Genomic DNA, 24,969 nt, shown 5'->3' with positions numbered 1-24,969 from the left:
AAACCGGGGTCAGACCCCGATTTTAGGAAATTGCCCAAAACCGGGGTCTGACCCCGGTTTGATTTGGATTCAAAAACAGAGGAAATCAGAATGCCATTCAAGCCAATTTCTGGTCTGCGCCGCGGCTTCGGTTCGCTGTGGCGCGGTATCGACGCCACCCGACGCTTCGTGCTGAACCTGCTGTTCCTGATCGTCGTGATCCTGCTGCTGTGGGCGATGTTCGGCGGCGGCCTCAAGCCGCTGGCGCCGAAGACCACCCTGGTGATGGACCTGAAGGGCGAGCTGGTCGAAGAGAAGGCCGGCAGCGTGCGCGATTCCGCGGTCGCGGCCTTGAGCGGCAATGCGCGCCGGGTGATCCAGCTGCGCGACGTCCTGAGCGCGCTGGATGCGGCCGCCAAGGACTCGAACATTTCCAGCGTCGTGCTGCTCCTCGACGAGATGGATGGCGGCGGCCTGGCCTCGCTGCGCGAATTCGGCGCCGCCGTCGAGCGCGTCAAGGCGGCCGGCAAGACCGTGGTCGCCTGGGGCGGCAGCTACGACCAGAAGCGCTACATGGTCGCCTCCCACGCCAGCGAGGTCTACCTGCACCCGATGGGCATGGTCCTGATCGAAGGCTTCGGCCGCCACCGCAACTACTACCGCGACGCCCTCGACAAGGTCGGCGTGACGGTCAACCTGATGAAGGTCGGCACCTATAAAAGCTTTGCCGAGCCCTATATCGGCAACGGCCCTTCGCCGGCGGCGCAGGAGGCCGACAGCGTCCTGTACAACGCCCTGTGGGCCAACTACACGGCGGAAGTCGAGAAGGCGCGCAGGCTGCCGGCCGGCGCCATCGCCAAGGGCATCGAGGAACTGCCGCAGCGCATGGCGGCCGCCAACGGCAACGCCGGCAAGGTGGCGCTGGACTGGAAGCTGATCGACGGCCTCAAGACCCGCGACGAAGTGCGCGCCCTGATGGTCAAGCGCGGCGAATACGACGAGTCCAGCAAGACCTACCGCCACGTGGCCTTCCAGGACTACCTGGAGCGCCACCCGCCCAAGCTGCTCGGCGACGCCGTCGCCGTGGTCGTCGCGGCCGGCGACATCACCGAAGGCACGGGCGGCCCCGGCATGGTCGGCGGCATCTCCACCGCCAACATGATCCGCGCCGCGCGCGAGGACAAGCAGGTCAAGGCCCTGGTCCTGCGCGTCAACTCGCCGGGCGGCAGCGCCTACGGCTCGGAGCTGATCCGGCGCGAGCTGGAACTCACGCGCAGCGCCGGCAAGCCGGTGGTGGTGTCGATGGGCGACGTCGCGGCATCCGGCGGCTACTGGATCTCGATGGCGGCCGACGAGGTGATCGCCGACCCGAACACCGTGACCGGCTCGATCGGCGTGTTCGCGATCCTGCCGACCGCCGACAAGGTGGTCGACAAGCTGGGCATCCACACGGCCGGCGTGACCACCACCTGGCTGGCCGACGCCTACAACCCGCTGCGCCCGCTCGACCCGCGCTTCGGCCAGCTGATCCAGTCCAGCATCAACCACATCTACGACGAGTTCACCACCAAGGCCGCCATCGCGCGCCGCACCACGCCGGAAAAGATCGACGCCGTGGGGCAGGGCCGCGTGTGGACCGGCGGCCAGGCCAAGGAACGCGGCCTGGTCGACCGCCTCGGCAGCTACGGCGACGCGCTGGCTTCGGCCGCCAAGCGCGCCCACCTGGAAGGCGACTTCCGCGTCGCCTACACCGAGCGCGCGGACACCCTGTTCGAGCGCCTGCTGGAACGCATGGGCGTCTCGGACGCGCAGATCCTGAACGTGCAGGTCAGGCTGGGCCTGCTGCCGGCCGGCCTGGCGCTCGATGCGTTGCCGGCCGGCGCCACCGCCGGCGTGGCCAAGGACCTGGGCTGGCTGTCGCAGGTGGCCTCGCGCCGCCAGCCTTTCGCCGCGGTGACCCACTGCCTGTGCGACATTCCTTGAGGTTTGTAACAAGTTGTACCTCATAGCAACTCTTCCTTGAACGGGCGCGGATCGGATCCGCGCCCGTTTTTCGTTGGTCTCCCGGGTTTTTCGCTTCGCATCCAGCGGGCGCGACTTCGGTTACTTGGTACGTTACGAAACATAAAGACAAGACGCGCCGTGCTACATTCGTGAGCAAACTACCAAGGATCAGCATGAACCCGACCGTCACCCCCGACAAGGAAAAGACCACCACCCGTCCCCAGCGCACACGCCGCTCGCGCGTGATCGGCGCAATCGTTGCCATCCTCTGCATGGCCGGCCTGGGCTGGCTGGCCTGGCACCTGACCCACCAGCCGGCAGGCGGTGCGGGCGCCGGTCCCGGCCGCGCAGCGGGTGCGGCGGGTGCGCGCGGACAGGGTGGCGGCGGCCCCGGCGGCGGCGGCGGACGGGGCGGGCGCGGCGGCCAGACGGCCACCACGGTCGGCGTCGGCAAGGCCGAGCGCGCCGACATCCCGATCACGCTGGAAGCGCTGGGCACCGTGACCCCGGCCGCGGTGGCGACCGTGCGTCCCCAGGTCGGCGGCGTGCTGCAGAAGATCACCTTCACCGAAGGCCAGCTGGTCAAGGAAGGCCAGGTGCTGGCCACCATCGACGCGCGCCCGGCGCAAATGAGCCTGCTGCAGGCCACCGGCCAGCGCCAGCGCGACGAAGCCCAGCTGGAAAGCGCGCGCGTGCTGCTGCAGCGCTACCGTACCCTGCTCGAACAGGATTCGATCGCACGCCAGGACGTCGATACGCAAGCGGCCCTGGTCAAGCAGCTCGAAGGCACGGTCACCACCGACAAGGCCGCCGAAGGCATCGCCCGCATCAACCTCGGCTACACCCAGGTGCGTGCGCCGATCTCCGGCCGCGTCGGCCTGCGTACCGTCGACATCGGCAACCTGGTCAACAGCGGCGACGCCAACGGCATCGCCGTGATCACTCAGACCTCGCCGATCGACGTCGAATTCGCGGTGCCCCAGGACCAGCTGCCGGCGCTGCAGCAGCGCGTCAACCAGAACGCCAGCATGCAAGCCATCGCGATGGACCGCACCCGCACCCAGAACCTGGCCACCGGCCGCTTCTTCGCGATGGACAACCAGGTCGACACCCAGACCGGCACCGTGCGCGCCAAGGCCCGCTTCACCAACGACGGCGGCAAGCTTTTCCCCAGCCAGTTCGTCAACGTGCGTCTCGAGGTCGACACCATCAAGAACGCCGTGACGGTGCCGGTGACGGCCCTGCGCCACGGCGCCAACGGCGACTTCGTCTACGTGCTGAACCCGCAGGCCAAGACCGTGGCCCTGACCAACGTGAAGCGCGGCCAGGCGAACGCCGAGCGCGTGCAGATTACCGAGGGGCTGCAGGGTGGCGAGACCGTGATTACCGAGGGCGCCGACCGCCTGAAGGATGGGGCGAAGGTGAGCTTGCCGGGCGATCGGCCGGCGGGCGCCGGTGGACGGCGTGGACAGGGCGGGCAGGGCGCCGCCGCGGCGCCGGGCGCGACGCCGGAGCAGGGGCAGCAGGGCGAACGCCGCCAGCGCCGCCAGCAGCAGGCTGCAGGGGCTGCGCAATGATGAGCACCACCTACTTGTCGTTCCCGCGCAGGGGGGAACGACGTGGTCTGCGCGAGGTAACTGCATGAGCCCATCCGCCCCCTTCATCCGCCGCCCGGTCGCCACCTCGCTCCTGATGCTGGCCATCGTGCTGGCCGGCTTGGTCGGCTATAAATTCCTGCCGCTCTCGGCGCTGCCCCAGGTCGACTTCCCGACCATCCAGGTCCAGACCCTGTACCCGGGCGCGAGCCCGGAAGTGATGGCGCGCACCGTGACCGCGCCGCTGGAGCGCCAGTTCGGCCAGATGTCCGGCCTCTCGCGCATGAGTTCCACCAGCGCGGCCGGGGTGTCCGTGGTCACCCTGCAGTTCAGCCTGGGCCAGACCCTGGACGTGGCCGAGCAGGAAGTGCAGGCCGCGATCAATGCCGGCGGCTCGCTGCTGCCGACCGACCTGCCGGCGCCGCCGGTCTACGCCAAGGTGAATCCTGCCGACGCGCCGGTGCTGACCCTGGCCATCACTTCGGACACGATGCCGCTGACCGAGGTGCAGAATCTCGTGAATACGCGCCTGGCCTTGAAAATCAGCCAGGTCACCGGCGTCGGCCTGGTGACCCTGCAGGGCGGCCAGCGCCCGGCGGTGCGGATCCAGGCGAATACCGAAGCCCTGGCCGCGAACGGCCTGGGCCTGGACACCCTGCGCACCGCCATCACGGCCGCCAACGCCAACAGCGCCAAGGGCAGCTTCGACGGCCCGGCGCGCGCCTACACCATCAACGCCAACGACCAGCTGGTGACGGTGCCGGACTACACGAACCTGATCGTCTCCTACCGCAACGGCGCGCCGGTGCGCCTGGGCGACGTCGCCCGCGTGGTCGACAGCGCCGAGAACGTCAAGCTGGGCGCCTGGGCCAACATGAAGCCGGCGATCATCCTGAACGTGCAGCGCCAGCCGGGCGCCAACGTGATCGCCACCGTCGACGCCATCAAGGAGCGCCTGCCCGAGCTGCAGGCCAGCCTGCCGCCGACCCTGCGCGTGGACGTGCTGTCCGACCGCACCACCGGCATCCGCGCCTCGGTCGAGCACGTGCAGATCGAGCTGGTGCTGGCGGTGCTGCTGGTGGTGCTGGTGATCTTCGCCTTCCTGCACAGCATCCGCGCCACCGTGATCGCCAGCCTGGCGGTGCCGATCTCCCTGGTCGGCACCTTCGGCATCATGTACCTGCTCGGCTACAGCCTGAACAACCTGTCGCTGATGGCCCTGACCATCGCCACCGGCTTCGTGGTCGACGACGCCATCGTCATGATCGAGAACATCTCGCGCTACATCGAGGAGGGCGAGAAGCCGATGGAGGCGGCGCTCAAGGGGGCGACCCAGATCGGCTTCACCATCATCTCGCTGACGGTGTCGCTGATCGCGGTCCTGATTCCGCTGCTGTTCATGGGCGACGTGGTGGGACGCCTGTTCAGGGAGTTCGCGGTGTCGCTGGCGATCACGATTCTGATTTCCGCGGTGGTGTCGCTGACCCTGGTGCCGATGATGTCGGCGCGCTGGCTGCGCCAGCACGACGAGTCGCACAACTCGCGTTTCGCGCGCTGGTTCCAGGCGACTTTCGACAACACCGTCGGCTACTACGACCGCTCGCTGAACTGGGTGCTGGAGCGCCAGGGCCTCACGCTGCTGGTGGCGCTCGGCACGCTGCTGCTGACGGCGCTGCTGTGGACCTTCATCCCGAAGTCGCTGTTCCCGACCCAGAACACGGGCCAGCTGCAAGCGCGCGTGGAAGCGCGCCAGGCCATCTCCTACCAGGCCATGACCGAGATGCAGCAGGCCGCCGCGCGCGAAATCCTGGCCGACCCGGAAGTGGCTTCGCTCAGCTCCACCGTCGGCGTGGACGCCGCCAACAACACCATGCTCCACACCGGCACCATGCTGATCAACCTGAAGGAAGGCCGCGGCGACCAGGAAGAGCTGATGAACCGGCTGCGCGAACGGGTCAGGCGCAACGTCGCTGGCGTCAATCTCTACCTGCAGCCGACCCAGGACCTGACCATCGACGCCGAAAGCGGCCCGACCCAGTATCGCCTGTCGATCGAGGGCGCGGACACCAAGACCGTGACCGAATGGTCGCGCAAGCTGGCCGAGGCGATGAGCCAACGCAAAGAGCTGCGCAACGTGGTCACCGACGCCGGCGCCAGCGGCGCCGCGGCCTACGTCAACATCGACCGCGACAGCGCCTCGCGCCTGTCGGTGACGGCCTCGAACATCGACGACGCCCTGTACAGCGCCTTCGGCCAGCGCATCGTCTCGACCATCTTCACCGAAACGAACCAGTACCGCGTGATCCTGGAAGCCCAGCAGCCCGAGAACATGTCGCTGGACGCGCTCTCGAACCTGCAGCTGCGCACCGGCTCGGGCCAGCCGACGCCCCTGTCCGCGATCGCCTCCATCACCGAGCAGGCGGCGCCGCTGCAGATCACCCACGTCGCCCAGTACCCGGCCACCACGGTCGGCTTCGACGCGGCCGCGGGGGTCAAGCTGGGCACCGCCGTCAACGCGATCAAGGAAGTGGCCTCGGCGATCAAGCTGCCGGCCTCGGTGACAATGACCTTCCTCGGCGCCTCCGGCGCCTACCAGAACTCGCTGTCGAACCAGCTGTGGCTGATCCTGGCGGCGGTGGTCTGCGTCTACATCGTGCTGGGCGTCCTCTATGAAAGCTACATCCACCCGCTGACCATCCTGTCGACCCTGCCTTCGGCCGGCGTCGGCGCGCTGCTGGCGCTGATGGTGACGGGGCAGGGGCTGGGCGTGATCGGCATCATCGGCATCATCCTCCTGATCGGCATCGTCAAGAAGAACGCCATCATGATGATCGACTTCGCCATCGAGGCCGAGCGGGACGAGGGCAAGGACCCGCGCACCGCCATCCACCAGGCCGCGATGCTGCGCTTCCGCCCCATCATCATGACGACCCTGGCGGCGCTGTTCGCGGCGGTCCCGCTGATGCTGGGCTGGGGCGAAGGCGCGGAATTGCGGCGTCCACTGGGCCTGGCGATCTTCGGCGGCTTGATCGTCAGCCAGATGCTGACCCTGTTCACCACGCCGGTGATCTACCTGGCCTTCGACCGCCTGGCGCGGCGCTGGGGCGGGCAGGAACCGGCCAAGCCGCACGGTCCGGGCTCGGGCGATGGTGGCGATAATGGTCACCCCGGCGCCAGGCCGGCGCCGCAGCAGCCTGCCTTGCTGACGCCGCAGCCGCAGACCACTGCCAAGCAGATCGACGGTCCGCACGGAGCCGGCGCATGAATCTTTCGCAGCCCTTTGTCAGGCGCCCGATCGCCACCGTGCTGCTGACGATCGGCATTGCGCTGGCCGGCATCGCCGCCTTCTTCGTGCTGCCCGTCTCGCCGCTGCCGCAGGTGGACTACCCGGCGGTGTCGGTGTCCGCCAGCCTGCCGGGGGCGAGCCCGGACACGATGGCGTCCTCGGTCGCGACGCCGCTGGAACGGCGGCTGGCGACCATCGCCGGCGTCAACGAGATCACCTCGAACAGCGGCAACGGCTCGACCCGCATCAACCTGCAGTTCGACCTGAACCGCCAGATCGATTCCGCCGCGCGCGAAGTGCAGGCGGCGATCAACGCTTCGCGCGCCGACCTGCCGGCCACGCTGAAGAGCAATCCGACCTACCGCAAGGCCAATCCGTCGGACTCGCCGGTGATCATCCTGGCGCTGACTTCGAAGACGCGCAGCCCGGGCCAGATCTACGACGAGGTCTCGAACGTGGTCCAGCAGAAGCTGGCCCAGGTGCGCGGCGTCGGCGACGTCGAGATCGGCGGCGGCTCGCTGCCGGCGGTGCGGGTCGACCTGAATCCCTTCCAGATGAACCGCTACGGCCTGTCCAGCGAGGACGTGCGCGCGGCCATCCAGGCATCCAATCCGAACCGTCCCAAGGGCGCGCTGGAAGGCAGCGGCATGCGCCTTCAAATTTATTCGCAGGCGAACACGCCGACCAACGGCCGCACCGCCGCCGACTACCGCGGCCTGGTGGTGGCCTGGCGCGACGGCGCGGCGATCCGCCTGCAGGACATCGCGGACGTGACGGATGGCGTCGAGAACATCAATACCCTGGGCCTGTTCAACGGCGAGCCGGCCGTCATCGTGCTGGTGACCAGCCAGCCTGGCGCCAACGTGATCGAGACCGTCGACGGCGTGCGCGCGCTGCTGCCGATTCTGCAGGCCCAGCTGCCGCAGGACGTCAGCATGCAGGTGGCCTCGGACCGCACCAATTCGATCCGCGCCTCGCTGCACGAGATCGAGCTGACCCTGATGATCTCGATCGTGCTGGTGGTGCTGGTGGTGAGCGTGTTCCTGCGCAGCGTGCGCGCGACCGTGGTGCCGGCGGTGGCGACCGTCGTTTCGCTGCTGGGCACCTTCGGCGTGATGTACATGCTGGGCTTCTCGATGAACAATTTGTCGCTGATGGCGCTGACGGTGGCGACCGGCTTCGTGGTCGACGACGCCATCGTGGTGCTGGAGAACACCAGCCGCCACGTCGAGCAGGGCATGGAGCGCATGAAGGCGGCCCTGCTGGGCGCCAGCGAGGTCGGTTTCACGGTGCTGTCGATCAGCCTGTCGCTGGTGGCGGTGTTCATCCCGCTGCTGTTCATGGGCGGCCAGGTCGGACGGCTGTTCCGCGAATTCGCGGTGACCTTGAGCGCGGCGGTGATGATCTCGCTGGTGATCTCGCTGACCACCACGCCCATGCTGTGCGCGCTGCTGCTGAAAGAGCATGACAAGGACGAGCAGCTGAAGCGCCAGCCGGGCAAGCTGGCGCAGTGGTCGGAGCGCGGCTTCAATCGCATCCTGAAGGCCTACGAGCACGCGCTGGACTGGGCGCTGGACGCCAAGCCGCTGGTGATGCTGATCCTGGCCTTCGTGGTGGGCCTGAACGTCTACCTGTTCTCGGCCGCGCCCAAGGGCTTCTTCCCGCAGCAGGATACCGGCCAGATCAACGGCGGCATGCGCGCCGACCAGAGCATCTCCTTCCAGGCCATGCAGCAGAAGCTGCACCAGCTGGTCAACATCATCAAGAGCGATCCGGCGGTCGATACCGTGGTCGGCTTCACCGGCGGCTCGCGCGCGGGCGGCGGCTTCATGTTCATGAATTTGAAGCCGGTCAGCCAGCGCGCGAAAGGGGAGAGCGGCCAGGCCGTGATCGCCCGCCTGCGGCCGAAGCTGGCGCGCGTCACCGGCGTGCAGCTGTTCCTGAACCCGGTGCAGGACTTGCGCATGGGCGGCCGGCAGAGCAACTCGACCTACCAGTACACGCTGAAGAGCGACAACCGCAACGACCTGAAGGCATGGGCGAGCAAGCTTGCCGACGCCATGAAGCAGCAGAAGGCGTTGACCGACGTCGACACCGACCAGGCCGAGAACGGCGTCGAGACCTATGTCGACATCGACAAGGAAAGCGCGGCGCGCCTGGGCATCAGCGCGAAGGACGTCGACAACGCCCTGTACAACTCCTTCGGCCAGCGCCAGGTCGCGAACATCTACGATGAGCTGAACCAGTACCACGTGATCATGGGCGTGGCGCAGAAGTATGCGCAGTCGCCGGAGTCGCTGAAGGATGTGTATGTGCCGGCCAAGAATGCATCCTCGTCGACGGCGACCGCCGCCGCGGGCAGCAGCTCCACTGCGACCAGTACCGGCGTCACCGCGGTGGCAGGCACGGTGGGCGCGGGCTCCGGCGGCACCAGTTCCAGTAGCGGCGGTTCGGGCGGCACCCCGGCCGCGCCAAGCAACCTGACCGCCGCCCGCGACCCTTCCAGCGGCTCCGCGCTGTCGACCGGCGCCACCACCATGGTGCCCCTGTCGGCCATTTCGAAATTCGCCGAGCGCTCGACCCCCAGCTCGGTCAACCACCAGGATGGCGAGCTGGCCACCACCGTCTCCTTCAACCTGGCCGAGGGCTACTCGCTGTCGGACGGCCAGGCCGCGGTGCGCGACGCCGAAAACGCCATCGGCATGCCGGTCAACGTGCGCGGCAGCTTCCAGGGCCAGGCCAAGCAGGCGCAGGAATCGAGCCAGCAGCAGCCGCTGCTGATCCTGGCCGCCATCGTCGTCATCTACATCGTGCTGGGCATCCTGTACGAGAGCCTGGTGCATCCGATCACGGTGCTGTCGACCTTGCCGTCGGCCGGCGTGGGCGCGGTGCTGGCGCTGCTGATGTTCCACATGGAGTTCTCGATCATCGCGCTGATCGGCGTGTTCCTGCTGATCGGTATCGTCAAGAAGAACGCCATCCTGATCATCGACTTCGCGCTGGAAGCGGAAAGGGCGCGCGGCCTGTCCGCCACCGAGGCGGTGCGCGAGGCCTGCCTGCTGCGCTTCCGGCCCATCCTGATGACGACCCTGGCCGCGGCCCTCGGCGCGCTGCCGCTGGCGATCGGCTTCGGCGAAGGCTCGGAGCTGCGCCAGCCGCTCGGCATCGCCATCATCGGCGGCCTGATCGCCAGCCAGCTGCTGACGCTCCTGACCACGCCCGTGGTCTACGTCTACATGGACAAGCTGCGCACCGTCAAGGACGACGAGCACGAGCTGGCACGCCATCCACACGAACACGAAGCTTCCATTTCCCATCCATGACTATGCGAATTCCTATCCTGCGTCCCTCCCTGATTGCGCTGGCCGCCGCGGCTGCGCTGGCCGGCTGCGCCGTCGGTCCGGCCTACCAGCGCCCGAGCGCGCCCGAGCCGGTGGCTTACAAGGAGCTGCAGGGCTGGGTGCCGGCGGCGCCCGCCGACGCGCTCGAACGCGGACCGTGGTGGACCCTGTTCGGCGACCCGCAACTCAACGAACTGGCGGCCAGCGTCGAGGTCTCGAACCAGAACGTGGCGGCGGCGGTGGCAGCCTACGCCCAGGCCCGCGCCCTCGTCACCGAACAGCGCGCCTCGCTGTTCCCTTCGCTGACCCTGAACGCCTCGGGCACGCGCTCCGGCACGCGGGGCGGCGGCAGCGGCAATGCCACCGTGGACGCCAACGGCAACATCATCGGCGGCGGCAGCGAAGGCGGCAGCGTGCGTAACGCCTACCGCCTGTCGCTGGGCACCAGCTGGGAGCCGGACGTGTGGGGCCGCCTGCGCGCCGGCGTGACGGCGGCCGGCGCCAGCGCCCAGGCCAGCGCGGCGGATCTGGCGTCAGCGCGGCTGTCGGCCCAGGGCGAAGTCGCCTCGGATTACCTGCAACTGCGCGCCATCGACGCCCAGCGCGCGCTGCTGGCCACCACCATCGAAGGCTACCAGCGCGAACTGCGCATCCTGCAGAACCGCTACAACGTGGGGATCATCCCGCACTCGGACGTCTACCAGGGCGAAACCCAGCTGGCCAGCGCCCAGAGCGACGATCTGAGCCTGGCGCGCCAGCGTGCGCAGCTCGAGCATGCGATCGCGGTCCTGGTCGGCAAGACCCCGGCCGACCTGGCGATCGCGCCGCTGCCGAACTGGCAGGTGACGGTGCCCGAGGTGCCGGTCGGCGTGCCGGCGACGCTGCTGCAGCGCCGTCCGGACATCGCCGCCGCCGAGCGCCGCGTGGCCGCCGCCAACGAGCAGATCGGCATCGCGCGCTCGGCCTATTTCCCGAACATCGGCCTGAGCGCATCGCTGGGCAGCAATGGCAGCCGCGTGGCCGACCTGTTCAATGTGTCGAACGCCGCCTGGTCCTTCGGCCTGTCGGCGGCCCAGACCCTGTTCGACGCCGGCGCCACCCGCGCCCGCGTGGAAGGCGCGCGCGCGGCGCACGAGGAAGCGGTGGCGCGCTACCGCCAGACCGTACTGACCGCCTTCGCCGACGTCGAAGACCAGCTGTCCGCGACCCGCGTGCTGTCCCAGCAGCAAGATCTGCAGCGCCGCGCCTCCGAAGCCGCGGACAAGGTCGAGCAGCAGGTGACGAACCGCTACAACGCCGGCCAGGTCAGCTACACGGAAGTGGTGCAAGCCCAGATCACCGCGCTGAACGCCCGCCGCAACCTGATCACGACCCAATCCACGCGCCAGACCACGGCCGTGGCCCTGGTCCAGGCCCTGGGTGGCGGCTGGCATGCCGAATGACCTGCATCAAACCGGGGTCAGAGCCCGATTTTTGGAAAGGTCCAAGTGGAAATGACAGGCGCGGCCTGGGGCTTTTCCCTGCCGGGTAACGATACCTCGGCCGGCGCCGTGCTCTACATCGCAGGCACCGTCGTGTTGACGGCCTGGCTGCGGCGGGCGGAATTCAGGCGTGGCGGACGGGCTGCGGGCGTGGCGATGCTCGACCTGCTCAGCAGCATCAGCCTGGCGATGCCCGCGCTGGCCTACTGGAATGCGCATCTGGGTGCGCGGCTCGGCGATGGTCTGCTGCGCCTGCTGTTCGTGCTCGGCCTGCTGGGCCTGTTCAGCTTCGTCGTCCACGACGCGCGCGCCATGCTGCGCCATCCGCGCCTGAACGAGCGCCAGCGCCGCCGTTTTGCCGCCATCGGCGCCGCGGCGGTGCTGCTGCCATCCACGCTCGAAGTCTGGTGGGGCGCGGAAGCATTAGTCCATCAGCACGCGACCCCTGAAGAAATTGCCCAAAATCGGGGTCTGACCCCGGTTTGATTCAGCTTAAGTCGCGGCGCTGGGCCCAGCGGGCGGCCAGGACGGCGCAGACCATCAGCTGGATCTGGTGGAAGAGCATCACCGGCAGGATCACCATCCCCAGCGCGCCCGGCGCGAACAGGACTTTGGCCATCGGCACGCCGCTCGACAGGCTTTTCTTGGAGCCGCAGAAGACGATCGTGATCTCGTCCTCGCGCGAGAACCCGAGGCGGCGGCTGGCCCAGGTGGCCAGGCCGAGCGCGATCGCCAGCAGCACGCAACACAGCAGGCCGAGGCCGATCAGCGTCGGCAGCGACAGCTTGTGCCACAGGCCTTCGTTGACCGATTCGCTGAAGGCCGTGTACACCACCAGCAGGATCGAGCCCTGGTCGACGATCTTCAGCATCGGCTTGTGGCGGTCGATCCAGGCGCCGATCCACGGGCGGAGGAACTGGCCGGCAAGGAAGGGCAGCAGCAGCAGCTTGACGATCGATAGCACCGCGTCCAGCGTCGATGCGCCGGGTGCGGCGGCGCCCTGCACGATCAGCGTCCCCACCAGCAGCGGCGTGACGAAGATGCCGACGAAGTTCGAGGCCGAGGCGCTGCATACGGCGGCCGCCACGTTCCCGCGCGCCACCGAGGTGAAGGCGATCGAGGATTGCACGGTCGAGGGCAGGGTGCACAGGAACAGGATGCCGACATAGAGGTCGGGCGGCAGCACGGTCCCGGCCAGCGGTTTCATTGCCAGCCCGAGCAGCGGGAACATCACGAAGGTGGAGGCCAGCACCACCAGGTGCAGGCGCCAGTTGGTCAGCCCCGACACCATGGCCTCGCGCGACAGCTTGGCGCCGTGCAGGAAGAACAGCAGGCCGATCGCGACCGTCGTGATCTTGCCGAATACCAGCGCGGCCTGTCCCTGGCAGGGCAGCACGCTGGCCAGTGCGACGCTGCACAGCAGCCAGCCGGTAAACGCATCGGGGATCAGGCGGCGGAGCGGGGCGATGAGAGAAAGCATGGGCGGATGTCGAAGACTGCGGAAGGGCAACCATCTATTTTAGCCCTTTGCCGCGGATGCCGCCGGGACCCGGGCAGGACGTAAATACGGGATAAGACCACAGCGTGAGTATCGGTGAGAAAACTATTTCCTGTCATAAGCAGGAAAGATATACTCGCGCTTGCTTTTTAATCACCCTGGGGTCAAACGTGTTCAAATCCATCGTCCTGCCTGTCGTCGCGGTCATGGGGGTTATCGCCTCCGCCAACGCCGACGAAGGCCAGTGGCAGCCGCACCAGCTGCCGCAGCTGAAGTCCGAACTCAAGCGCATCGGCATCACCATCCCGGCCGAGAAACTGGCCGACCTGTCCAAGCACCCGATGAGCGCCATGGTGTCGCTGGGCGGCTGCTCGGCGTCCTTCGTCTCGCCGGACGGCCTGATCGTAACGAATCACCACTGCGCTTACGGCGCCGTGCAGCGCAACGCGACCCCGGAACACAATTACATCGTCAACGGCTACCTGGCCAAGACCCGCGACGCCGAACTGCCGGGCGGCCCGAGCACCCTGGTCTACGTGACCGAGAAGGTCGAGAACGTGACCGACCGCGTCCTCAAGGGTCTCTCCCCGAGCCTGTCCGGTAAAGAACGCCACGAGCAGGTCGAATCCCGCATCAAGGCCCTGATCGCCGAATGCGAAAGCGATAAAGCTTACCGCTGCTCGGTGCCGGCCTTCCACCGCGGCGGCGAGTACTACCGCATCCGCCAGCTGATGATCCGCGACGTGCGCCTGGTGTACGCGCCGGCCGACAGCGTCGGCAACTTCGGCGGCGACATCGACAACTACGAATTCCCGCGCCAGGCCGGCGACTTCTCCTTCCTGCGCGCCTACGTCGGCAAGGATGGCCGCCCCGCCGATCCATCGCCGGACAACGTGCCTTACCACTCGAAGGACTTCCTGGTCGTCTCGGCCGAAGGCCTGAAGAACGGCGACCCGATCCTGCTGGCCGGCTACCCGGGCCGCACCAGCCGCTACAAGCTGCCGTCCGAGATCCGCTTCGCGCGCGACGTCGACTACCCGGCCAAGGCCGCATCGATCACCGCCGACCTGTCCGTGATCGCAGCCGCCACCATGGGCAATCCGGGCTACGACGTGCGCTACGCCAGCGTGGCCAAGAGCCTGAACAATGTGCTGAAGAAGACCCAGGGCCTGATGGATGGCTTCGCACGCACCGACATCGCCGCCATCAAGGACAAGCAGGACGCCGAGTTCCGCGGCTGGTACAAGCAACACGGCAAGGGCGGCAGCCTGCTGTCCGACCTCGACACCGCGATCGGCGCCGACATGGCCGGTTCGCAGCAGGAAGCCGCATGGGCGGAAGCGACCCACAGCGACCTGCTGAAGAGCGCGCGCACCCTGTACCGCCTGTCGCTCGAGCGCCAGAAGCCGGACGCCCAGCGCGAAGCCGGCTACCAGGAACGCGATCTCTCCTTCATCAAGGCGCGCCTGACCCGCCTGGAGCAGTCCTTCGTGCCCAGCGTCGACCAGGCCCGCTGGACCGCGGCCCTGAACCGCTACGCCAAGGTCGACGCGAAGAACCATCCGCATGGCCTGGACGCGCTGCTGCCGAAGGCCGACGCGCTCCCGGGCATGTACAAGGCTACCGAGCTGGCCGACACGAGCAAGCGCCTGGCCTGGATCGGCAAGGATCCGGAAGCCTTCCGCAGCTCGCACGATCCTTTCATCCAGCTGGCCGTGCGCCTGCAGGACACCGGCATGGCGCTGGAAAACCACCGCAAGGAAGTCGACGGCAACCTGGAACGCGTGATCCCGCAATACATGGAAGCCGTCATCGCCTGGAAGAAGTCGCAGGGCAAGCCGGTCTACCCGGACGCCAACTCGACCCTGCGCGTGACCTACGGCACCGTGGCGCCCTACACCCCGCGTGACGGCATCATCAAGGGCCCGTTCTCGACCGTCGAAGGCATCGTGCAGAAGGCCACCAACAAGGAACCGTTTAACGCGCCCGCTAACCTGCTGCAGGCGATCCGCGAGAAACGCTACGGCGTGTTCAAGGATCCGGTGCTGGGCACCGTGCCGGTCAACTTCCTGTCGAGCGCCGACACCACCGGCGGCAACTCGGGTTCCGCGGTGATGAACAAGCGCGGCGAACTGGTCGGCCTGAACTTCGACTCGACCTACGAGTCGATCACCAAGGACTGGTACTTCGACCCGGTGATCACCCGCGCGATCCACGTCGACATCCGCTACATGCTGTGGGTGATGAAGGAAGTCGACCATGCCGACAACCTGTTGAAGGAAATGACGATCAAGTATCCGAAGAAGTAAGGGGCAGCCTCGTCGTCCCCGCGCAGGCGGGGACCCAAGTTCTGTATGCGTTACGACTGCGGAAACCAGATATCGAAACGCGTCTCGCCCGCCCCCGCAGGCGCCAGCGCATACGTGCAGCCATGCCGCCCCAGCACCTCGCGCACGAACATCAGGCCGATGCCCTGGCCGCCCTTCTTGGTGCTGACGAAAGGCGTGAACAAACGGTGCGGAGGCGCATTCTCGAGCAGGCCGCCGGAATCCGTCACCGACAGGCGCACGCGCTCGCCCAGGTCCTCCAGCTCGACCCGGATCGTCCCGCCTTTTGAAGCGTCGCGCGCATTGCGCTCATCGACCGCCTCGACCGCGTTCTTGACGATGTTCAGCAGCGCCTGCTCGATCAGCTGCACGTCCAGCTGCAGCGGCCCGGCGGCGTCGCAGCGGCTCCAGCCTAGCTGGATGCCGCGTGCATTGCATTGTTCGCGGTTCAGCCACAGGATGTCGTCGACCACGTCCTGCAGGCGGGTCGGGCGCAGCTCCGGGGCCGGCATCTTGACCACCCGCGTGAAGCGGTCGATGAATTCGCCCAGGCTGATGTTGCGGCGCTTGACGGCGACGATGGCGGTGACGAAGTCGCCGGCGTCGCGCTCCTCGAGCTGGCCGCGGTAGGTCAGCAGGGAATCCAGTACCGAGCCGGTGGCGGCCACCGTGTTGTTCACCTCGTGGGCCAGCACGCGGATCAGGCGCGCGTAGGTGGCGCGTTCGGAGTCTTCGAGTTCGGCGGTCAGCTCCTCGACGATCAGGAAGTGGCGCGCGAAGCCGCGGTCGTAGAAGCGGCTGCGCTGCGCGCGATAGCGCCGGCCTTCCATGTCGACCAGCAGCCGGCTCTCGCCCAGGGCCAGCGCGTCCAACTGGCGCACCAGGTCGCGGCTGCGCGCGCGGCCGCGTTCATCGAGCGCCGGGTCGAAGGCAGCCTCGCCATCATCGCCTGCGCCAAGCCAGGCCGACAGCGGCTTGCCCAGCGGCGCACCCAGTCCCAGCAGCGAAGAGGCGCTCGCGTTCACCAGGCTGATCGCGTGGTCGAAGTCGAACACCAGCACCGCGCTCGGCGTCGCTTCCAGCAGGCGTTCCAGGAAGCCCTGCTGCTCGCCGATCGCCAGCCGTTCGCGGTGCAGGGCGGTCAGCATGCCGTTGAACATGCCGACCAGGTCGTCGAGTTCCGTCACGCCCGGCGCGGCCAGGCGCGAAGCGTACTGCTGGTCCTGCAGCAGGTCGTGGAAGCGGCGCGTGTAGCCGAGCGGTTCCAGGGCGCGCCGCACCAGCCACCAGCCCAGCGCCATGCTGGCGACGAGGAGAAGCTCGGCGCCGATGAACAGGATCGGCTGCTGCAGCAGCAGCAGGATCGCGCAGCCGGCAAGCAGAAGGTGCAGCAGCGCCAGGTAGGCCGTGAGCCGCGCCTGCAATTTCAAGGACGGCAGCCTCATTCCTCGCGCACGCCGCTGCCTAGACCATGGCGTTCGAGGCGCCGGTACAGCGCGGTGCGCGACAGGCCCAGCGCCTTCGCCATCCGCGAGATGTTCCCCGTGTGCTGCTGCAGCGCCTGTTCGATCATGTGGCGCTCGACCTGTTCCAGCGTCATGCCGTCCACGCCCAGGCGTGCGCCGGGCGCGCCTTGGTCGACCGCGTTCGCGGCCAGGAAGTCGGCCTGGCCCAGGTGCTGCTTGCCGGCCAGGAGCAGGGCCCGTTCCAGGGTCTGCTTCAGCTGGCGGATGTTCCCCGGCCAGGGCTGGTTCGACAGCCAGTCCAGAGCATCCGGCGCCAGCACGACTTCGCCGAGGCCGTAGCCGTCCGCGACCCTGGCGGCGACGTGGCGCGCCAGCAGCGGGATGTCGCTGCGGCGTTCGCGCAGCGGCGGCAGGCGGATCGTGATCAGGTTCAGCCGGTAGAACAGGTCTTCGCGGAAGTCGCCGGCGGCCACCAGTTCCGCCAGCTCGCGGTTGGTGGCCGAGACCACGCGCAGGTCGGCCTGGGACGCCGTGCTGGCGCCGACCGGCTGGTAGCGCTGGTCCTGCAGCACGCGCAGCAGCTTGACCTGGTCGCCGCGCTGCAGTTCGCCGATCTCGTCGAGGAAGAGGGTGCCGCCGGAGGCCGCGGCGATGTGGCCCTTGCGGTCGCTGCGCGCATCGGTGAAGGCGCCGCGCACGTGGCCGAACATCTCGCTCTCGAACAGCGAACTGGTGATCGCGCCCATGTTGATCTTGACGATGGGCTGCGCCGCGCGCGGGCTGTTGCGGTGGATCGCGTCGGCGATCAGTTCCTTGCCGGTGCCGCTCTCGCCCAGGATCAGCACCGGCGCGCGGGTGCGCGCGACCTGGGCGATCGTCTCCAGCACCTTCAGCAGCTTCGGATGCTCGCCGACGATGCCGGAAAAATCGCATTGCGCATCGAGCGAGCGCCGCGTGAGCTTCGGCGCCGTGGCCGGCGCGGCCATGTCGAGCGTGGCCTCGACCAGCGCGATCAGCTGGGCATTGTCCCAGGGCTTGGTGAAGAAATTGGCGGCGCCGGCTTTTACACCGCGCACCGCCAGCGAGATCGAGCCCCAGGCCGTCATCAGCAGCACCGGCAGGGCGGGCTGCAGCTGCTTGATGCGGGCCAGCAGGTCCAGTCCTTCCTCGCCGCTGGTTTGCAGCGAGAAGTTCATGTCCTGAAGGACCAGATCGACCGGGCCGGCCTGCAGCTGTCCGAGGGCTTGCTGCGGGCCGTCGGCGCAGGCCGCGTCGAAGCCGGACTGCTTGAGCAGCAGGGCCAGCGAGACCTGGACTGCGCTGTCGTCGTCGACGATGAGGATGCGCCGCTTGCGTGTTGGTTCCATGCGTTTCAAATCTTGTTTTATTCGTAGTGCAGCGCTTCGGTCGGGCTCAGGCGGCTGGCGCGCCATCCCGGGTAGAGCGCGCAAAGCAAGGATAGCAGATAGATCACGCCCATCGACAGCCCCGCGGCGCTGATGAAGACGCCCCAGCCGAGGCCCTCGCCGAGCGCGCCGGTGAGCGGCAGCTGGACCAGCAGGACCAGCCCCACCACCATCGCGGTGGAACTGAGCAGCAGCTGTTCGGCGATGATCTGGCGGTAGATGTCGCCGGCGCTGGCGCCGATCGCGCGGCGCAGGCCGATTTCCGGAATCCGCCGCGTGGTGTTCTGCCACAGTACCCCGAACAGGCCGAAGGCCACCATCGCGACCATGAAGGCGGCGATCACGCTCACGACGATGAAGGGCACCAGCTGTTCCTTCAGCACGCTGGCGCGCATCGCCGACAGCGGCGCGATCTCGTAGGCCCAGTCGTTGCGGACCAGCTTGAGCCGGCGGTTGAGTTCCGCCTCGAAGCCGCGCGGGGTGCCCGGCGCCACCTTCAGCAGGACGACCCGCACGCGCGACTTGCCGGCCAGCGGATCGAAGCGCGTCATCACGAAATTCACGGGCGCCATCAGCGGTCCCTTGTTGCGGAAGTCCTCGACCAGGCCGATCACGCGGTAGGTTTTCGGCACCTCGCCGTTGCCCTTGTCGTTCGAGGTCTTGTCGGTGAATTGCTGGCCCAGCGCCTGGCGTCCGGGGAACATCGCGGCCGCCATGCGCCGGTTCAGCACCGCCGGCCGCACGGCCTGGCCATTGTCCTGCGCGTTGAACCAGCGGCCCGCGACCAGCTTGATGCCCAGCGCCGCAGCGACGCCGTCGCTGGCCTCCAAGATGCTGGTGTTCACGCTGGCGCCGGTCTGCGGCGACTTGAAGCTGGTGGTCCAGGTCGACATGGTGTAGGGCGAGTAGGCGGCAAAGCCCACTTCGCGCACCTCAGGCAGTTCCAGCAGGCCGCGGCGCAGCGTGTCGTACACCTCGGCCGGGATCGCCTCGTCGGGCACGTCGCCCAGCACCAACCTGACGGACCAGGTGTCGGCGCCGTCGAAGCCGATCGTCTCCCGGTACAGCTGCCAGTTGCGCACGCCAAAGGCGGCAATGCCGAACACGATCGCGAAGGCGAGCAGGATCTCCAGGCTCAGCATCAGGTTCCTGGACTTGCGCTTCCAGGTCAGTTTCAACAGGTGGCGCAGCATCACGCGGCTCCTTTCAGGGCATGGACGGGATCGAGGCGGGACATCTTCCAGGCCGGGATCAGGCCGGACAGCAGGCCGAACACGAAGGCCAGCAGCATGCCGCAGGCGAACACGGTCGGGTTGAGTCCCACCTTCAGGTAAGGAATCAGCTGGGCGCTCTCCAGCCACCACAGCACCAGGCGGGTGCACGCCAGGCCGATCAGGCCGCCGGCCAGCGACAGCAGCACGTTCTCGACCACCAGCTGGCCGGCCAGCTGCATGCTGGTCGCGCCGAAGGCCTTGCGCACCCCGATCTCCGAGCTGCGCTCGAGGATGCGGCCGGTGTTCAGGTTGACCAGGTTCAGCGCCGGCAGCAGCATGAAGACCAGCATGGCGGCGCCGATGGACAGCAGCAGCGTGGTGCCGCCGGAGTCGGCCTCCTCGCTCTTGCTCAGCAGCCCGCGCGCAAACAGATCCAGCTTGCTGTCGGCCCAGAAGGTATGAACTGCGTAGGCCGCCGGATCCTTGTCAACGAAGCGCTTCGCTGCCCGCTCGACCTCGCGCTTGACGCGGGGCAGGTCGGACGCCTGCTTCGCCAGCAGCATGGCGGCAAAGGAGCCGGTCTGCTCATCGCGCCAGGTCCCGGACGGGAAGGTGTACAGCGGCGCCCAGATGTCGGCGTAGGCGTTCATGTGGATGACGTCTTCGACCACGCCAATGACTTCGAACACCTGGCCGCCGATGCTGATCTTCTGTCCGGGCGCCGCGGCATCGCCGAACAGCCGGCGCGCGGTGGTGGCGTTGATGACGGCGACGAAGCGGCCGTTGGCGTCGTCGCCGGCATTCGGCAGGCGCCCCGCCAGCAGCTTGAAGTCGAGGATGCGCCAGTAGTCGGCGTCGACGCGGCGCATCTCCAGTTCGCTGACGCGGTCGCCCTGGTAGACCGACACCGAGGCCGGCGTGGTGAAGGCCGACACGCGCTCCAGGCCAGCGATCGGCTTCAGGTACTGGTCGATGGTCTTGTAGCCGAGCAGGGTGGTGCGAACGGAGTGGTGATCGGCGCTTTCGCTGCGGATGCCATACACCTGCAGGAAGCGTTCGCTCTTGCCCTCCACGCCGCTCGGCCAGAAGGCGGCTTCGAGCAGGGCGGTGATCACCATCAGCACCACCAGCGTGAGCACGATGCAGACCAGGTTGATCGCCGTGAACAGCTTGCGGCGCATGAAGACCTTCCAGGCCGTCAGCAGGTAGTTACGCAGCATGGGCGTGCTCCTTGCCGACCAGCTGGCCGTCGAACACGCGCACGATGCGGCCCACGCGGCGCGCTTCCTGCTCGTCGTGGGTCACCATCACGATGGTCGTGCCTTCGCTGTTCAGCTTGAGCAGGATGTCCATCACCTCGGCGCTCATCTTGCTGTCGAGGTTACCGGTCGGCTCGTCGGCAAGCAGGATCTGCGGCCGGCCGACGATGGCGCGCGCGATCGCCACGCGCTGCTGCTGGCCGCCCGAGAGCTGGTTCGGGAAGTGCTCCATGCGCGCACCGAGGCCGACCCGCTCGAGCGCTTCGCGCGCCAGGCGGCTGCGCTCGCCGTTGCCCATGCTGCGGTAGAGCAGGGGCAGCTCGACGTTGTCGATCACGCGCAGGTCGGGGATCAGGTGGAAGCTCTGGAAGATGAAGCCGAAGGTCTTGTTGCGCAGGCGCGCCACGTCCTTGTCGCGGTAGGAGGACAGGGCCACGCCGTCGATGTGCACGCGACCCTGGCCCGGGCGGTCGAGCAGGCCGATGATGTTGAGCAGCGTGCTCTTGCCGCAGCCGCTGGGGCCCATCATGGCGACGAATTCGCCTTTGCCGACATGCAGGTCGATGTCCTTCAGCGCCAGGGTTTCGACCTTGTCGGTGCGGTAGGTCTTGCTGACTTTTTCCAGTTTGATCATGTTCTTCTCCTTATTGTGAAATGCGGATGCTGTCCAGTTCCTTGAAGGCGCTGGTGTCGGACACGATGAAGCGGTCGCCCGGCTGCGCACCGCCGGCGACTTCGACCACCTTGCCGTCGCTGGCGCCCAGGTCCAGCAGGGTCTTGCGGGCGGCGCCGTCCATCACCTTGAAGGCGGGCTGGCGGCCCTTGCCGTTGAAGGCGGCGCCGCTGTCGATGACCAGCACGCTGGCGCGGCGGTCGGTGACGATATTCGCGTCGACGCGCATCTTGTTGCGCAGGTGCGGGTTGTGCGGCTGCTCCAGGTCGACCAGCAGCTTGATGGTGCCGTTCTGGATTTCGGGCAGGATGGTGTGCACGCGCCCTTGCAGGACTTCGCCGTTCTGCTCGACGCGCACCGGCTGGCCGGCCGCCAGCTGGCGTGCGTGGAAGTCGGACAGGGTCGCCTCGACGCGGTAGTTGTTCAGTTCCGAGACGCGCGCCACCAGCTGGCCGGCCGCCACGCTGGCGCCTTCCTCTTCGACCAGGGAGGTCAGCATGCCGGAGAAGGGCGCGGTCACGCGGGTCTGTTCGAGCAGGCCTTGCTGGCGCGCGATCTGCTTTTGCAGGATGGCCTGTTGCAGCTTGGCCGCGGCGATGTTGCTGGCGGTGGCGCGCCGCGTGTCCTCGATCAGCTCGCGCTGCTGGCGCAACTGGACCTCGTTGCGCTGCACGTTCAGTTCGGAAGTCAGCAGGTCCTGGCCCGACACCAGGCCGCTTTCGCGCAGCTTGCGGTTACGCTCGCGCAGCGCACGGCTGGCCTGCAGGTCGATCTCCAGCAGTTCGATGGCGGAGGCGATCTGCTTGTGCTTCTGGTCCATCTCGAGCTTGAGCGTGAGCACCTTGTTGTCCTGCTGCGCCAGCTGCTCCTTCAGCGCTTCCAGCGCCAGGCGGATTTCGCGGTCGTCCAGTTCGAGCAGCAGCTCGCCCTGTTTCACCTGCTGGCCCGGCTTGGCGTGGACCTTGGCGATGCGGCTCGCGCCGGGGCTGGACACCACTTCCTCGTGGACCGGAATGACCACGCCGGCGGCATTGATGGTGTTGTCGACGCTGCCGCGGCGGACTTCGGCGATGACGACATCGCGGGCCGCCACGCTGGGTCGCACGATGCGGTTGATGCCCCAGGCCGCGGCCAGGATGCCGGCGCACAGGAGGATGCCGGTGGCGAGCCGGAAGTGGCGGCGGCGGCGCAGGATGTCGATGCCGATGGCTTGGTCCATGGGATGCTTGCGATGAAGGAGTGACAATGCCTTCCTTATTGCAAGCATCGTGCCAGGGCGCTTTCACAGGGAGCGAGGCCCCGGGCCCGCCGCCGCCTTGCCCGCACGCGGGCATGGGTGTCCGGATCCGGGCAGTCCGGTATGGCGCCGCGGCGCTTTACTGGCCCAGGTGTTTGCCCAGGAAGCTTTCGAGCCGCTGGTAGAACTCGGTCACGTTCTTCGTATCGTAGAAGCCGTGGCCCTCGTTGGGCGCGAGGAACCACTCGGGCGGATGGCCGGCCTTGACCAGCGCCGCGCGCATCGCCTCGGCATGTTCGACCGGGGCGCGCTTGTCCTTGCCGCCGTGGACCAGCAGCACCGGCACGGTGATCCTGGCCGCCAGCGCCACCGGCGAGGCCTTGTCCAGTTCGGCCTTGCCGGCGCCCACGGTCTTGCCGATGTAGGCGGCGCGGTAGGCGTCCAGGCGGTTGTTCTCGGGCCTGGCCAGCAGGTTCAGGTCGTACACGCCCAGGTAGCCGACCGCGCACTTGAACAGCGACGGTTCGCGCGCGGCCAGCATCAGGGCCGAATAGCCGCCGAAGCTGGCGCCGTACACGCACATGCGCGTGCCGTCGACTTCTCCTTGCGCCACGGTCCAGCGCACGCCGTCGACCAGGTCGTCCTGGATCTTGCCGCCCCATTCGCGGTAGCCGGCTTCCTTGAAGTCGGGGCCGCGCCCGCCGGAGCCGCGGAAGTTCACCTGCAGGACGGCGTAGCCGCGGCTGGCCAGGAACTGCGCGTCGTTGTCGTAGAACCAGCCGTCCGATATGCCGAAGGGGCCGCCGTGCGGCATCAGCACCAGCGGCGGCTTGACGCCGGGCGCGTGGGCCGGCATCGTCAGGTAGCCGTGCAGTTCGAGGCCGTCGCGCGCGTGGAAAGCGACCGGCCGGCGCGGCGCCATCCTGTCCGGGTCGATGGTCTCGAGCGAGGAAAACAGCAGGTTCGCCTTCATGGTCTTGCGGTCCAAAAGGTAGTAGGAACCAGGATCGCGGTCGCTCGACACGCCGAACAGCAGCACGCCGCCGTCGTCGCTGAAGTCGACGAAGTGCAGGTAGTGGTCGGGGAACTGCGCGCTCAGGGTTTTGTGCAGGCGCGCTTCCTCGCTCTTCTCGTCGAAGTAGACCGCGCGCGGTCGTCCGACCGCCGAGTGGGCGCCGAAAGGTTCGCCCAGGTTGGAGGCGAACATGACGTCGCTGAAGCTGCCGGCCTTGTCGGCGAACAGGATGGTGCGCTTGCCGCTCGCGATGTCTTCCCGGATCAGCTGGTCGGGACCGCCGTCCTCGGAATAGGTCACGTACAGGGCGCGGTCGTCGGCGCTGAAGACCAGCGGCACGTAGCGGCGCCCGAGCTGCCCGCCGGCCTTCTGCCAGCGCTTGCCGGCGTCGTCGTAGCGCATCAGCAGGACTTCGGCGTTCTCGTCGGCGCCGTAGGCATAGCGCGGCTGGCCGCTGTTCTGGATGACGAAGCCCAGGTCCGGCGCCGACAGGTCGGCCACCAGGGTCCGCACGGCGCTGCGCGAATCGACGTCGTACAGCATGCTGTGGCTGCCCTCCCAGGGATGGGCGGTCAGGAACAGGCGGCTGTTGTGGCTGCGCGGGATGTCTTCGACGTAGCCGAAGCCCTCGTCGTTGCCGTAGCGGTCCCCGCGGCTGGAGAACAGGCGCATGCGGTAGCCGTACAGGTATTCCTGCTTGCTGCCGTCGAGTTCCGCGGCCAGCACTTCGCCGGTGGGCACCGGCTTTTCGCGCGAACCCAGCTCCTTGCCCTTGGCGATGGCGAGGCGGGTGGTGCTCAGCCAGCGGTAATCGAGCGGCACCTCGAAGGCCGGCATGCGGATCGCGCCCGTCGTCTGCATCTCCGGCACCGAATACACCATCACCACCGGCACGAAGCGGTCGCCGTCGGGAACGCGCACGGTGAGGGCGAGGTGCTTGCCATCCGGGGCCAGGCGCGGGCGCGAGAACTGGTCTTCGTAGACAAAGGCGGCCAGCGGCACGCCGGGCGCGGCAAGCACGGGCGCGGCCCGGGCCGCCAGCAGGAAGGTGCACAGGAACAGGGATCGCAGGCGCATGGAAGCTCCGGTCGGTCGAGGTGGGACGGTCCAGCCATTATGTATGCACGCGCCGCCCAAAATACTCACCAATTCTCAAACCGCGCCTTGCGCATTCACGCGCCAGCTTCG

15 protein-coding genes are annotated in these 24,969 nt (G+C 67.8%); 7 read left to right on the top strand and 8 right to left on the bottom strand.

The window, feature by feature from the left end; translation table 11 throughout:
• Nucleotides 1-90 precede the first annotated feature (90 nt).
• From sppA to ACFPO9_RS08590, 6 genes are all read left to right on the top strand, one after another.
• Nucleotides 91-1,962 (top strand): signal peptide peptidase SppA, encoded by a 1,872-nt coding sequence (sppA, locus tag ACFPO9_RS08615; protein ID WP_379769500.1) that lies wholly within the window; start codon nt 91-93, stop codon nt 1,960-1,962.
• A gap of 194 nt (nt 1,963-2,156) precedes the next feature.
• Nucleotides 2,157-3,560 carry an efflux RND transporter periplasmic adaptor subunit gene (locus tag ACFPO9_RS08610; protein WP_379769497.1) on the top strand — a complete coding sequence of 468 codons (1,404 nt, stop codon included), beginning with the start codon at nt 2,157-2,159 and terminating at the stop codon, nt 3,558-3,560.
• 64 nt (nt 3,561-3,624) lie between these two features.
• Nucleotides 3,625-6,843, top strand: coding sequence for an efflux RND transporter permease subunit (locus ACFPO9_RS08605; RefSeq protein WP_379769494.1), 3,219 nt, complete (start codon nt 3,625-3,627; stop codon nt 6,841-6,843).
• Nucleotides 6,840-10,187 (top strand): efflux RND transporter permease subunit, encoded by a 3,348-nt coding sequence (locus tag ACFPO9_RS08600; RefSeq protein WP_379769491.1) that lies wholly within the window; start codon nt 6,840-6,842, stop codon nt 10,185-10,187. The genes ACFPO9_RS08605 and ACFPO9_RS08600 overlap by 4 nt, the downstream gene beginning before the upstream one ends.
• Nucleotides 10,184-11,647, top strand: a complete 1,464-nt coding sequence (locus ACFPO9_RS08595; RefSeq protein WP_379769489.1) for an efflux transporter outer membrane subunit — start codon at nt 10,184-10,186, stop codon at nt 11,645-11,647. The genes ACFPO9_RS08600 and ACFPO9_RS08595 overlap by 4 nt, the downstream gene beginning before the upstream one ends.
• Nucleotides 11,648-11,692: 45 nt before the next feature.
• Nucleotides 11,693-12,172 (top strand): hypothetical protein, encoded by a 480-nt coding sequence (locus ACFPO9_RS08590; protein ID WP_379769486.1) that lies wholly within the window; start codon nt 11,693-11,695, stop codon nt 12,170-12,172.
• A 1-nt stretch (nt 12,173) separates the two neighbouring features.
• Here ACFPO9_RS08590 and ACFPO9_RS08585 read toward each other — a convergent pair whose 3' ends face one another.
• Entirely contained in the window at nt 12,174-13,166 is a 993-nt protein-coding gene (locus ACFPO9_RS08585; RefSeq protein WP_379769483.1) for a bile acid:sodium symporter family protein, read from the bottom strand.
• A gap of 188 nt (nt 13,167-13,354) precedes the next feature.
• Between ACFPO9_RS08585 and ACFPO9_RS08580 the strand changes: the two genes are divergently transcribed.
• A complete protein-coding gene (locus ACFPO9_RS08580) occupies nt 13,355-15,493 on the top strand; it encodes a S46 family peptidase (RefSeq protein WP_379769481.1) in 2,139 nt (712 codons plus the stop codon).
• Nucleotides 15,494-15,543: 50 nt separating this feature from the next.
• On the opposite strand, the gene ACFPO9_RS08575 is transcribed toward ACFPO9_RS08580, so the two are convergent.
• From ACFPO9_RS08575 to ACFPO9_RS08545, 7 genes are all read right to left on the bottom strand, one after another.
• Entirely contained in the window at nt 15,544-16,956 is a 1,413-nt protein-coding gene (locus ACFPO9_RS08575) for a sensor histidine kinase (RefSeq protein ID WP_379769479.1), read from the bottom strand.
• Nucleotides 16,953-18,344: a sigma-54-dependent transcriptional regulator gene (locus tag ACFPO9_RS08570; protein WP_379769477.1), complete on the bottom strand. Its 1,392-nt coding sequence runs from the start codon at nt 18,342-18,344 to the stop codon at nt 16,953-16,955. The genes ACFPO9_RS08575 and ACFPO9_RS08570 overlap by 4 nt, the downstream gene beginning before the upstream one ends.
• 17 nt (nt 18,345-18,361) lie before the next feature.
• Nucleotides 18,362-19,576, bottom strand: coding sequence for an ABC transporter permease (locus tag ACFPO9_RS08565; RefSeq protein WP_379769475.1), 1,215 nt, complete (start codon nt 19,574-19,576; stop codon nt 18,362-18,364).
• Nucleotides 19,576-20,817 carry an ABC transporter permease gene (locus tag ACFPO9_RS08560; protein ID WP_379769473.1) on the bottom strand — a complete coding sequence of 414 codons (1,242 nt, stop codon included), beginning with the start codon at nt 20,815-20,817 and terminating at the stop codon, nt 19,576-19,578. Before ACFPO9_RS08560 ends, ACFPO9_RS08565 begins: the two co-directional genes overlap by 1 nt.
• A complete protein-coding gene (locus ACFPO9_RS08555) occupies nt 20,807-21,490 on the bottom strand; it encodes an ABC transporter ATP-binding protein (RefSeq protein ID WP_379769471.1) in 684 nt (227 codons plus the stop codon). Before ACFPO9_RS08555 ends, ACFPO9_RS08560 begins: the two co-directional genes overlap by 11 nt.
• A 10-nt stretch (nt 21,491-21,500) precedes the next feature.
• Complete coding sequence (locus tag ACFPO9_RS08550; protein WP_379769469.1) at nt 21,501-22,748, bottom strand: efflux RND transporter periplasmic adaptor subunit; 1,248 nt, start codon at nt 22,746-22,748, stop codon at nt 21,501-21,503.
• Between the two features lie 157 nt (nt 22,749-22,905).
• A complete protein-coding gene (locus tag ACFPO9_RS08545; RefSeq protein WP_379769467.1) occupies nt 22,906-24,858 on the bottom strand; it encodes an alpha/beta hydrolase family protein in 1,953 nt (650 codons plus the stop codon).
• Between the last annotated feature and the right edge of the window lie 111 nt (nt 24,859-24,969).

Source organism: Massilia aerilata (assembly GCF_042656905.1).
Lineage (GTDB): Bacteria > Pseudomonadota > Gammaproteobacteria > Burkholderiales > Burkholderiaceae_D > Telluria > Telluria aerilata.
Note: the sequence above shows the minus strand (reverse complement) of the source record. Positions and strands in the feature narration are given on the sequence as shown.